This window comes from Methylomonas sp. DH-1 (assembly GCF_046097555.1).
Lineage (GTDB): Bacteria > Pseudomonadota > Gammaproteobacteria > Methylococcales > Methylomonadaceae > Methylomonas > Methylomonas koyamae.
Window position 1 is genome coordinate 4358929 of sequence record NZ_CP143089.1, and the last position, 12742, is coordinate 4371670.

6 protein-coding genes and 1 pseudogene are annotated in these 12742 nt (G+C 58.7%); 1 reads left to right on the forward strand and 6 read right to left on the reverse strand.

Features of this window, described 5'->3' with window-relative positions; translation table 11 throughout:
- Positions 1 to 67: 67 nt before the first annotated feature.
- Positions 68 to 1362: pseudogene (gltA, locus tag VXJ35_RS19955) on the reverse strand (citrate synthase).
- Positions 1363 to 1541: 179 nt separating this feature from the next.
- On the opposite strand from gltA, the gene VXJ35_RS19960 reads away from it, so the two are divergent.
- The gene (locus VXJ35_RS19960) at positions 1542 to 5531 is read left to right on the forward strand and encodes a hypothetical protein (protein WP_231914789.1); all 3990 of its coding nucleotides are present in this window, start codon (positions 1542 to 1544) and stop codon (positions 5529 to 5531) included.
- Positions 5532 to 5552: 21 nt separating this feature from the next.
- On the opposite strand, the gene VXJ35_RS19965 is transcribed toward VXJ35_RS19960, so the two are convergent.
- From VXJ35_RS19965 to VXJ35_RS19985, 5 genes are all read right to left on the reverse strand, one after another.
- The gene (locus VXJ35_RS19965) at positions 5553 to 7022 is read right to left on the reverse strand and encodes a methyl-accepting chemotaxis protein (protein WP_064022905.1); all 1470 of its coding nucleotides are present in this window, start codon (positions 7020 to 7022) and stop codon (positions 5553 to 5555) included.
- 3 nt (positions 7023 to 7025) lie between these two features.
- Positions 7026 to 7565, reverse strand: a complete 540-nt coding sequence (locus tag VXJ35_RS19970) for a PAS domain-containing protein (protein WP_054762204.1) — start codon at positions 7563 to 7565, stop codon at positions 7026 to 7028.
- A 138-nt stretch (positions 7566 to 7703) separates the two neighbouring features.
- Positions 7704 to 8498, reverse strand: a complete 795-nt coding sequence (locus VXJ35_RS19975) for a response regulator (RefSeq protein ID WP_064022906.1) — start codon at positions 8496 to 8498, stop codon at positions 7704 to 7706.
- Positions 8499 to 8501: 3 nt separating this feature from the next.
- On the reverse strand, positions 8502 to 9917 hold the full coding sequence (locus VXJ35_RS19980; protein ID WP_064022907.1) for an HDOD domain-containing protein: 1416 nt from the start codon (positions 9915 to 9917) through the stop codon (positions 8502 to 8504).
- A gap of 4 nt (positions 9918 to 9921) precedes the next feature.
- On the reverse strand, positions 9922 to 12729 hold the full coding sequence (locus VXJ35_RS19985; protein ID WP_064022908.1) for a valine--tRNA ligase: 2808 nt from the start codon (positions 12727 to 12729) through the stop codon (positions 9922 to 9924).
- Between the last annotated feature and the right edge of the window lie 13 nt (positions 12730 to 12742).

The window sequence follows — 12742 nt, forward strand, 5'->3', positions numbered from 1 at the left end:
GCGGCGGCGGCATTTTTTAGCCGAACGGCGATCCGCCGCGGGCGAATCGCCGAGCTGGGTAAAGGGCTTATCGGGCGGAGATCGGTTTGACGTCGCGCGTGGTCACGCCGCGGTAAAGCTGGCGCGGCCGGCCGATCTTCAGTTCCGGGTCGGAAATCATTTCGTCCCATTGCGCGATCCAGCCACCGAACGGGCCAGCGCGAAAATCGCCGTGAACATTTCGGTCGGAATCCCCAGCGCCCGCAACACGATGCCGGAGTAAAAATCCACGTTCGGATACAGTTTCTTCTCGACGAAATACGAGTCTTCCAGCGCGATCCGCTCCAATTCCATCGCCAACTTGAACAAACGGTCGTCGTTCAGGTTCAACTCGTCCAGCACTTCGTGGCAGGTTTGCCGCATCAACTTGGCGCGCGGATCGTAGTTTTTGTAGACCCGGTGGCCGAAGCCCATCAGGCGGAACGGATCGTTTTTATCCTTGGCTTTGGCCACATACTCGCCGATGCGCGATACGTCGCCGATTTCTTCCAGCATGTTCAGCACCGCTTCGTTGGCGCCGCCGTGCGCCGCACCCCACAGGCAGGCGATGCCGGCCGCGACACAAGCATAAGGATTGGCGCCGCTGGAACCGGCCAGACGTACCGTCGAGGTCGAAGCGTTCTGTTCGTGGTCGGCGTGCAGAATCAAAATCCGGTCCAGCGCCCGCATCAGTACCGGGTTGGCTAGATAATCCTCGCCAGGGTCACCGTGCATCATGCGCATGAAGTTTTCGGCGTAGCCCAGTTTGCGTTTGGGGTAAATGAACGGCATGCCGATGCTGTACTTGTAACACATCGCCACCATGGTCGGCATTTTGGCAATCAGCCGAATCGCCGAGATATAGCGGTCTTCCTTGCAGGTGATGTCCATCACGTCGTGGTAGAACGCCGACAGCGCCCCGACCACACCCACCAATACCGCCATCGGGTGGGCGTCGCGGCGGAATCCGCTATAAAATTTGGCCAACTGCTCGTGGACCATGACGTGCTGGCTGATGGTCGTGACGAAACCCTTCATTTCCGCGCCGTTGGGCAGATCGCCGTTCAGCAGCAGATAACAGACTTCCAGAAAATCGCATTTTTCGGCCAGTTGTTCGATAGGATAGCCGCGGTAGAGCAGCACGCCGGCATCGCCGTCGATGAAGGTGATTTTCGAGGTACAACTGGCGGTGGAAGTAAAGCCGGGGTCGTAAGTAAAGCAGCCGGTTTGCGCATACAAGGAGCGGATGTCGATGACCGACGGCCCCATGGTGCCAGCAGTAACCGGCAGTTCGACGGCCTGTTCCTGGCCATCGCGTTTTAACGTCACTTTTTGATCAGTCATGTCAAAGTTCTCCGGTGATAACTAGCGTTTGAGACGGGGATATGAGGCCTATTCTATTGCAAACAGCGAATAAACACAGCCTAAGATCGGGATTGTTTACAAATCGATTTCGATATTAGGAGTTACCGATTTACTAAAGCCGGACCGATTCCGGGGAGGACACCATGGCGCGTTGGATAATGATGGTTATGCTTTTGGCTTGGCACGGCTGGCAACCAGCCTCGGCCTGGGAACTCGAGGACGCGCCGGAAGCGCTAAAACCCTGGCTGGGCTGGGTGCTGCACGACCAGCCGCAACACGGCTGCCCATTTTATTTCAACGACTTTCAGAACAAGCAGTGCGCTTGGCCCGGTGCATTAGTGCTGAATTTGCAAGACAACCGCGGCAATTTCGAGAGCGAATGGACGCTGTACCGCAAAGGTTGGATCGAGCTGCCAGGCGACGAACGCCACTGGCCGCAAGCCGTGACGGTGGACAAACAAGCCTATCCGGTTGCGTTGAAAAACGGCAAACCGGCGCTGGAACTAGCGGCGGGGCATTACCGGATCGGCGGCCAATTTTCCTGGGAGCGGTTGCCGGAGCAACTGGCGCTGCCGCAGGCGTCTGGCTTGGTTCGGCTGACGATCGACGGCCGGCCGGTGGCTTATCCGCGCATCGAACAAAACGCGGTCTGGCTGGCCGACCGGACTGCGGCCAACGCCGGCGACCGCGAGAACCGGCTCGAATTGCAAGTGTTTCGCCAAATCATCGACGAATCGCCGCTACAGGTCGTCACCCGTCTGGAGCTTGAGGTCTCCGGTACGGCGCGCGAAGCCGAGTTGGCCCACGCCCTGTTGCCGGGCTTTATCCCGGTGAATCTGGATAGCCCGCTGCCGGCCCGATTGGACGGCGCCGGCCGCTTATTGGTCCAGGTCCGCCCCGGCCATTGGCTGATCGAGGTCCATGGCCGCCATCCGCAGTATTTGACGCAACTGGACCTGGCAATAAAAGACGCCGACTGGCCGCAGGAAGAACTGTGGACATTTCAAGCCGTGCCCAACCTGCGTCTGGTGGAAATCGGCAAGCCGGCGGCGATCGACGGCAGCCAAACCAATCTGCCCGACGAATGGCGGCAGTTGCCGGCTTACCGTTTGCAACAAGGCGACAGCATGGTTTTCAACGTGATCCGCCGCGGCGATCCGGAACCGGAACCGAACCAACTGGCGCTGACCCGCACCTTGTGGCTGGACTTCGCCGGTACCGGCTATACGGTCAACGACCGGATCAGCGGTAGCATGCGCCGCGACTGGCGGCTGAATGCGGCGCCGGAATTGCAACTCGGCCAAGTGCAACTGAACGGCCAAAGCCAACTCATCACCCAAGCGGCCGACCGCAGCCAGGGCGTCGAAATCCGCAGCGGCAATCTGCAACTGAACGCCGACAGCCGGATCGAGACCGGTATTTCCGCATTGTCCGCCAGCGGTTGGCAGCAGCGTTTCCAACAGGTGCGGGCCGAACTGAAAACGCCGCCCGGCTGGCGCCTGCTGGCGGTGGCCGGGGTAGACAACGCAGCGGACACCTGGTTGAACCGCTGGACCCTGCTGGATTTGTTTCTGGTGCTGATCGGCGGCCTGGCGGCCGGACGGCTGTGGTCGCCGCAATGGGGCGGCATCGCCCTGCTTGGCTTGAGCCTGATCTGGCACGAACACGATGCGCCGCGCCTGATTTGGTTGCTGACCCTGGCAACGCTGGCCTTGCTGCGGGTATTGCCGGAAGGCAGAGCCCGGCACTGGCTGGCCGCTGGCCGCAACCTGTGCTGGCTGGCACTCGTGGCACTGGCGATTCCGTTCGTGATCGAACAAATCCGCATCGGCATTTATCCGCAACTGGAGCTGCCGGAGCAAATCGAGCCTAGCACCGCCTATAGCAGCGCTCCCGCCGCACCGGAAGCGTTAATGAGCGATGCCGCGGATGCCGAACTCAGTGCCGCTGCCGTGCTGCCCGAGACAAGAGCATTCAAACGCAGTTATGCAGCAAAATCCGAATCCGGCGCCGGCAGTGCCGCTAATCTGGAACGGGCCGATCCCGACGCCAATCTGCAAACCGGCCCCGGCCTGCCGCGCTGGCAATGGCGTAGCGTACATCTGGCCTGGAACGGCGGCGTGGACAGCCAGCAACAAGTCCGGCTCTGGTACCTGCCGCCCTGGGCGATGATGTTGCTGCATTTCCTGCAGGCGGCGATCACAATCGCCTTGGTATTGCGGCTCACCGGAATATCCGCAGCCGGCTGGCGCCGGGTTGCGCCGCATGCCGCCTGCCTGCTGCTGGCCCCGTTGCTGGTTACGCCGGGGCGGCCGGCCTATGCCGATCTGCCCGATCCGCAACTGCTGGCCGAACTGAAGGCCCGCCTGCTGCAAGCGCCGACTTGCCTGCCGGACTGCGCGCAGATCGTCGACATGCAGGTAATCGCAAAACCGGAGCTGCTGCGCCTGGAATTGCAAGTCCATGCCCAACAGGCCGTGGCGCTGCCGGTGCCGGCGCAGGGCGAGCAATGGCTGCCGGAGACGGTGGAAATCGACGGTGCGCCGGGGCAGGCCCTATTCCGCAGCGAGGCCGGCGAAGTCTGGCTGGCGCTGCCGCGCGGCGTGCACAGCTTAGCGCTGCAAGGCCGCTACCGGGAACCGGTCAAATTCACGCTGCCGCTGCCGCTAATCCCGCAACGCGCCAGCTTCGCCGCCGACGGCTGGCGTATCGACGGCGGCTACGAAGACGGCAAAGTCGGCCCGCAACTGGAATTCAGCCGGCTGCAAACCGAAACTCCGGCCGGCAAAGCCCTGCCGCAAACGGCATTGCCGGCTTTCGTCCGAGTCAGCCGCACCCTGCATCTGGGCCTGGATTGGCGCATCACCACCCAAGTCGAATCGTTGGCCGAGTCCGGCAATCCGATCATGTTCGAGTTGCCGCTGTTACAAGGCGAAGCGGTAACCACGCCGCAAGTGCGGGTCAAGGACGGCAAAGTATTGGTCAATATCGCCGCCAGCGAGGGCAGCGCGCAATGGGAATCGGTGCTGGCAAAATCCGGACAAATCGATCTGCTGGCCGATGCCGGCGGCCAATGGTACGAAGTATGGCGGGCCGAGGTCAGTCCGATCTGGCGTCTGCATAGCCAGGGCCTGGACCCGATTTACCGAGAAAACCCGCAGGGCCCGTGGCTACCGGAATGGCGGCCGTGGCCCGGCGAACGCTTGTCGTTAAAGCTGGAACGGCCGGCCGCAGTTGCCGGCGCCACGCTGACGATAGACGCCAGCGAATTGCTGGTCCAACCCGGCGCGCGCAACCAGACCGCCGAACTGAAACTGGACATCCGCAGCTCGAAAGGCGGCCGGCATACGGTCACGCTGCCGGATGGCGCCCAATTGCAGGAAGTGGCGATAGACGGCATCAGCCAACCGATACGCCAGCAAGGCAGCGGCGTCAGCCTGCCGCTGCGGCCCGGCAACCAGCAAGCGGTTTTAAAATGGCACGTGCCGCAGCCGCTCGGCTTCGTCACAGCAACGCCCAGCGCCAATCTCGGCAGCGCCAGCGTCAACAGCCGGATTAGATTAATCATGCCGCAAAATCGCTGGCTGTTGTGGACCGCCGGCCCCGACTTCGGCCCGGCAGCGTTGATCTGGGGTTTATTGTTGGTGCTGGCGCTAATCGCCTTCGGCCTGGGCAAAACCGGAACCACGCCGCTGAAGCACTGGGAATGGTTTTTACTGCTGTCCGGCTTGAGCCAATTGCACGTCGCCGCCGGTATTTTCGTGGCCGGCTGGCTGTTTGCGCTGCACTGGCGAGCTAAGCAGCCGGCCGCCGGGGTACGCCGTTTCAATTTGCTGCAAATCGGCTTGGCGGCGTCTACGCTATTGGCGTTGCTGATTTTGGCGCTGGCGGTGGAGCAAGGCCTGCTCGGCAGTCCGGAGATGCAAATCGCCGGCAACCAATCGACGGCCTACCAGTTGAATTGGTACCAGGACCGCAACGGCCCGCAATTGCCCAGCGCAACGGTCGCCAGCCTGCCGCTGGCGGCGTACCGGGGCTTGATGCTGGCCTGGGCGTTGTGGCTGGCCGCCGCCTTGTTGAATTGGCTGCGCTGGGGCTGGGCCTGTTTTGCGGCCGGCGGCATCTGGCGCAAATCCGCCAAAACCTGACCGGTCCGGCCGCCGGGAGCGTCAGAGCTTGTTATGTTTTTCCTCGACCATGGCGTCGATCATTTGCATAACGTCGGCGCTGGCATTCTCGGCCAACTGCATCTGGTGGATGATTTCGTTGAGCATGGCTTGGTCTTCCACCCATTTGCCGCGCGAGATTTCGTAAGCGTGCTGGGTCGCGGTGTGGACGTCGGCGTGCGGACGGTTCAGTTTGGCGTAGGCGTCGGTATTGCGGAATTTTTGGTAACCCAAGCCTTCGTAATACCATTTGCCCAAGCGGCAATTGTGGTTATCGACCATGATGGCCTGGCGTTGCGGGCAATCGGTGGGGGTCTCGATCGAGATGTAGCCGTTTTGTTTGTAGACGATATGGTCCAGCTTGGTCAACAAGCCGAAGGACTTGTCCTTGGCATAGGCGATAAAGTCCAGCGAGGCTTTGGCCGACTGCGACAGGTTGGAAAACTGCTGCCGGAACGAACTGACTTGGGCCATGATTTCCTGGGAAATCGCCGCCGAATTCTCGGCTTCCTCGTGCATTTGTTCGACGCGCTTGTTGAAGGCCTTCAACGTCTTCGATACCTCCATCGCCGCGTCCTTGGTGTGCTCGGACAGGTTTTTCACCTCGTCGGCGACCACGGCGAAACCGCGGCCGTGTTCGCCGGCCCGCGCCGCCTCGATCGAAGCGTTCAGCGCCAACAGATTGGTTTGGTCGGCGATACCGGTAATCATCGATAGCGACTCGGTGATCTTTTTGCTGTCGTTGATCAACGCGCCGATCACGTCGGATACCGAATGTACATTGGAATTGATGCCGGTCAACGAGTTGCTGATCGTCTCCACAGTGGCCAGACTGTCGTCGGCATTGCGCCCGGTTTCGGTGGCGATATTCTCCACTTTCTGCATCTGCTCGGTGATGTTGATCAGATCGTTCTGATTGCCTTTCAAATTGCTCAGCAAGTTGGACGTATTCAACGCGTGCAGACCGGCCGACAAGCGGTTTTTGATCATTAGCTTGTCGTTGTCGTCCATCAGTTTGATCGCCGCGTTCATGTTTTTCGCGGACTGTTTCAACAAGCCCGGCAAACCGTCGACCAGGGCGTAACGCTCGTGGTTGCCCTCCGAAGCATGGCGAAAGCAGGTGCTGATTTCTTTGAAATAACATTCCATGATGTCCAGCGTCTCGTTCAATTCCCAGGCCACCTTGCCGATTTCGCCCATGCCGGGGGTGCCGGTTACCCGGTGGTAGAGTTCGCCCTTAATCGTGTACTTCAGCACGTCCTCGATCCGCTCCAACACCGTCAAGCTTTGTTTGCCGGTCTGCCACGACACCAGCGCTACCAGCGGCAACGGCAATAACAGCAGCAGCATGATCCAGGAAAAGCCGAAGGCGATAACGGAATAGGCAAAGGCCGCCGCTACCGAGACCAGTATCGTCGCCACCGCGTAATTCAGCTTGGTTCTTAAAAACGGGATATTGGCATTGGAATTCATCGCTTAAACTCCGTTGGGTTTATAAAGGCTCAACACCAGGCTGTTGTAGTTCTTGGCGCCGGCCTGCCTGACTTGGTCCAACAGATACTCCAGGGATTTATCCGGCGCCTCTTTGGTGGAACTGCGCTTCTCGATGGCCAGCATTTCCCGGTAAATCGGGATCAGCACTTCCAGCGCCGAACGGGGCGGATTGCGCCGTACCGAGTAATAGCCCTGCAGCTTACCCTTACTGTCGTAATCGGGAGTGATGTTGGCAAACACCCAGTAATAACCGCCGTCGGCACACAGGTTTTTGGCAAAACCGAAAAATTCGTCCCCGGCCTTCAACGTATCCCACATAAAACGAAACACGCCGCGCGGCATGTCCGGATGGCGAATGATGTTGTGCTGCACGCCAAGCAGTTCGTGCTCCGGGTAACCGGCTATCTCCATGAAAATCCGGTTGGCGTAAGTAATGCGGCCGGAGGTATCGGTTTTGGAAACGATGAAATCCTCGTCATCCAGTTTTTTTTCGTTATTGTTGGGAGTAATACCGGGTTTCATTGGGTCACCATTCGGGAAATAACATTATAAAATCTAGCCGAATTTCGGTTTTTTGGCGCATCGTCCACGTCGCTTTTGCGGCGGATTCCTTGAAATATCGGTGTGCCGTGCCGGCGCGGCGCGCAGTTTGAACCGGCACTAATTCAGCAGATTTAACAACAGGCGTTTGATAGAGGTGGGTTCGAAGGGCTTATCGAGAATGGCCGACACGTCCGATTTTTCGATTGCGGCCAAGCGGCTCTGGTTTTGTTCGCTGGTCACCATCAGAATCGGCGTGGAACCGCGTTCCGGGTGGTTGCGGATATGTTCGACCAATTGCAGACCGTCCATTTCCGGCATGTTGTAATCGGTTACGACCAAATCGAAGTAATGCTGACTGAAAAGCTGCAAGCCTTGCCTACCGTCGTGGGCGACGGCCAACTGGTCGATGCCGATGTTGTTGAACACTTTGATCAAGTACTTCAACGAGAACTCGCTGTCGTCGACCAGCAGTACCCGCAAGTCCTCGATATCGATATGTTCCAACCCGAGTTTTTCCGGATGCACGTATTCCAGCGTGGATTGCAAAGCGGTGTGCATCGCCTCGCGGGTGAACGGCTTCGGCAGAATCGCAATCGCCCCGGCTTGGCGGATCGGCTCCAGGTATTTGATGTTGGTTTCGCTGGAAATCAACAAAAACGCCATCTCGTACGATGCGCCGTCCTTGCGCAAAGCGTGCACCAGTTCCACGCCGGTCATGTCCGGCAGATACATGGCGCTGACCACCAAATCCGGCCGGCTGTGCTGCAACCGCTCGAACAATTCGCCGCCGGTGGCGACGCAGCCGATATCGCTGATACCGAAGCTTTGCAGATATTGGATGATGATGAGCTGCTGGGTGTGGGACGGCTCTACCAGAAACACTTGGAGATTCGACAGCTCGCGATCGGTCATGGATTAATGGCTCTTCATGCAATAAAGGGTCAAGCCGATGTGGGCTTGCTTGGCGAAATGGTTGGCTGCGATAAAATCGTCGCGGGTTAAAGGTAGCCCATGAATGGAGTGGTCGCAATAGATCAAGCCGACGACCTTATTCTCGGCCCGAATCGGAAAGATGAAGCACTCGTGCCGGCCGATCTGTTGCACGATTTGCGGCGTATAAAGGGCGGGATGCTGCTCCGGAAATTGCCAGACGCCTTCGGTTTGGCGCAGCGCATTGAAAAACAGATTGGCGGAATTTTCCGAATTCAAAATCCGCAACTTCTGTTCCGGAACCGGCTTGCGCCAACCCAACGAAAACTTTTCGTTCAGCGCCTGTTTGTCGGGACTCAACAGCATGAACAAAGTCCGGTCCATTTCCACGCCGCGGTGGATGCCCTCCAACACCATTTCGAACAATTGGTTCAGGTTAATCTGGCTGCTGATATCCTGCAGGATTTGGAACTGCAATTGTTTCTTGTCGAACGGTTCGTCGGCCGGCATATCTTCGCCGACAGCGTCTTTTTTGATGAAGCGCGATGCGTCGTCGGCGCCGAATTGGCGAGCGATCAGCGCCGCCTCCTCGGTATTTTTCTCGATCCTGGCGCGAATTTCCGGCAACGGTAACTTGGAAAGTTCATTGAACTTGGCTAAGCAGGCGGTCATCAACGCCGAATCCGGGCCGGCTTGTAACGCCTGGCAAATGTCGTGGCCCAATTTGACCAATTGCACCCGCTTGTCCGCGGAATCCGGTTTGGCGATAGCCTCTTCGATCAAGCCGCCCAGGCTCCATGACTTGCTGAGCTTTTTACCCAAATCGCGCAACGAAAAGCCGAGGATTTTTTTCTCGGCCTCCGCGCTGTCCAAACCGGATTTTTCGATTGCGGCATGCGCCTTTTTCGAGTGCGGATCGGCGGAACACCAGAACGCGACGTGGCCGAGATTATGCAGCAAGGCGGCGACGAACACTTCTTCCGGCGAAACGTCGCCGACGGTCAGCGCGATATTCTTGGCCTGGACTGCGGCGTGCAAGGCTTTGGCAATTTCCCGGTTGGCCCGGTTCTTGTCGTTGGACGACAAAATCGCTTCGAAAAACGAGCAAGCCAGCGTCAATTCGCGGATGATTTCGGCGCCCAACACGACGATGGCCCGCGAAACGGTGCTCATCTTTTGTTTCGACGGATTGTAATAAGGGCTGCTGCCGACTTTCAGCACCTTGGCGGTCAGATTCGGATCCTGCAAAATCACCGTCGCCAATTCCATCGCCCCTTTTTTGCGGTCGTCCAACGCGGCGTAAATATTGTGCGCGGTGTTGGAGAAAATCGGCATTTCTTGGGCGCGCAACAGCTCCGTCCAATCTTCCAGGGTTTCGGGAGCTTTTTGCGATCCGCCCATAGGCTTACAAGGCTTTGATTTTGGCGTACTGTTCCTGCAGATTGGCCAGCGACGACTGCAGCCCGGCCAGTTTTTCCCGTTCTTTGGCGATAACGTCGGCCGGAGCTTTGTCGACGAAGGCGGCATTGCCGAGCTTGCCTTCGATGCGCGGCAGCTCTTTTTCGATGCGTTGAATTTCCTTGTCCAGCCGCGCCAGTTCGGCGTCCTTGTCGATCAAGCCGGCCATCGGGATTAGGATTTTCATGTCGCCGACCAGCGCAATCGCCGATTCCGGCGCGTCATCGCCGGCATTCAGCCAGGTAATGCTTTCCAGCCGGCCCAGTTTCAGCAAATAGCTTTCCAGCTGTTTGAGATTGGCTTGGTCATTGGCAGAGCCGTTTTGCAGCAACACGTTCAATGGCTTGCCCGGCGCGATGTTCATTTCGCCGCGAATCCGGCGGATGCCGAGGATGAAATCCATCGCCCACTTCACTTGCGTTTCGGCGGCGGCGTCGATGGCGCTTGCGTCGCTTGCCGGGTAAGGCTGCAACATGATGGTCGCCGCCGTCACGCCGGCCAACGGTCCGACACGTTGCCAGATTTCCTCGGTGATGAACGGCATGATCGGATGCGCCAGTCTCAGTACGGTTTCCAGCACCCGCAACAAGGTTTGGCGGGTGCCGCGTTGCAACAAGGCGTCGTCGCTTTGCAGCGAAATTTTCGCCAGCTCCAGATACCAGTCGCAGTATTCGTTCCAGGTGAATTCGTAGATCGCCTGCGCGGCCAAATCGAAGCGGTAGCTGTCGATCGCGCTGCTGGTATCGGCGATGGTGCGGTTCAGTCTGGACAAAATCCACAGGTCGGCCGGGCTATAGCTACATTCGGCGCAATCGACGCCGTTGTCTTGGCCCTCGGTGTTCATCAGCACGTAGCGCGCCGCGTTCCACAATTTGTTGCAGAAGTTGCGGTAGCCTTCGGTGCGCTGCAAATCGAAGCGAATGTCGCGGCCGGTCGACGCTAGCGAGGCAAAGGTAAAACGCAGTGCGTCGGTGCCGTAGGACGGAATGCCGTCCGGGAATTGCTTGCGGGTAGCCTGTTCGATTTTCTTGGCCAAGTGCGGCTGCATCATACCGGACACGCGTTTTTCGACCAGTGTTTCCAGTGCTATGCCGTCGATGATGTCGATCGGGTCGAGCACGTTGCCCTTGGATTTGGACATTTTTTGGCCCTCGGCGTCGCGCACCAGGCCGTGGATGTAAACTTCTTTGAACGGCACCTCGCCCTGGAATTTCAGGCCCATCATGATCATCCGGGCGACCCAGAAGAAGATGATGTCGAAGCCGGTGACCAACACGCTGGTCGGGTAATGCGCGGCCAGTTCCGGGGTTTTGTCAGGCCAGCCCAGCGTCGAGAACGGCCACAGCGCCGACGAGAACCAAGTATCCAGCACGTCTTCGTCTTGATGCAGCGGATAGTCGGCAGCCAATCCGTGTTGCTCGCGCACTTCCTGCTCGGAATGGGCGACGTAGGTGTTGCCCTTGTCGTCGTACCAGGCCGGGATGCGGTGGCCCCACCAGATTTGCCGGGAGATGCACCAATCCTGGATGTTGCGCATCCACTCGAAATAGGTGTTCTTCCAGTTGTCCGGCACGAACTTGATCGCGCCGGTTTCCACGGCTTCGATGGCCGGCTTCGCCAACGGCGCGATTTTGACGTACCACTGGTTGGTCAAAAACGGCTCGATCACTGCGCCGGTGCGGTCGCCGCGCGGCACCATCAATTTATGGTCGGCGATTTTTTCCAGCAGGCCCTGAGCTTCCAGGTCGGAGACGATGCGTTTGCGGGCCTCGAAGCGGTCCAGGCCAATATAGGCTTGTGGAATGATTTCAAAACCGTCGTCGTTGGCGCGTATCGCCGCATCGACGGTGAAGATGTTGATCAAGCCGCCGTGGGGCTGGTCGGCGATCACGTTCATTTGTTTATGGCGACCCCAGACTTCGTAGTCGTTAAAGTCGTGGGCCGGCGTGATTTTGACGCAGCCGGTACCGAATTCGGGATCGACGTAGTCGTCGGCGATGATCGGAATCAAGCGGCCGGTCAGCGGCAACTCCACCAGTTCGCCGATCAGGTGTTTATAGCGTTCGTCGTCCGGATGCACCGCCACCGCCGCGTCGCCGAGCATGGTTTCCGGCCGTGTCGTCGCAACGACCAAATGACCGGTGCCGTTGGACAGCGGATAACGCATATGCCACATCGAGCCGGCTTCTTCCTCGGACAACACTTCCAAGTCGGAGACGGCGGTGTGCAATACCGGGTCCCAGTTCACCAAACGCTTGCCGCGGTAGATCAGGCCTTCCTCGTAGAGTTTGATGAACACTTCCTGGACGGCGGCGGACATACCGTCGTCCATCGTGAAGCGTTCTTTCTCCCAATCCAACGACGAACCCATGCGCCGCAACTGGCGGGTGATGGTGCCGCCGGACTGTTCCTTCCATTCCCAGACTTTTTCGATGAAGGCGTCGCGGCCGTAGTCGTGGCGGGTCTTGCCGTCGGCGTTGATGATGCGCTCCACCACCATTTGTGTGGCGATGCCGGCATGGTCGGTGCCCGGCTGCCACAACGCATTGCAACCCTTCATCCGGTGGTAGCGGGTCAACGCATCCATGATGGTGTCCTGAAACGCATGCCCCATATGCAAGCTGCCAGTGACGTTGGGCGGCGGAATCATGATGCAATACGATGCGCCTTCGCGGTTGGCGGCGAAGTAGCCGCTTTGTTCCCAAATTTGATACCAGCGTTGTTCGATAGCGTGCGGGGAATAGGTCTTGTCCATGTTTTGTGTCGGT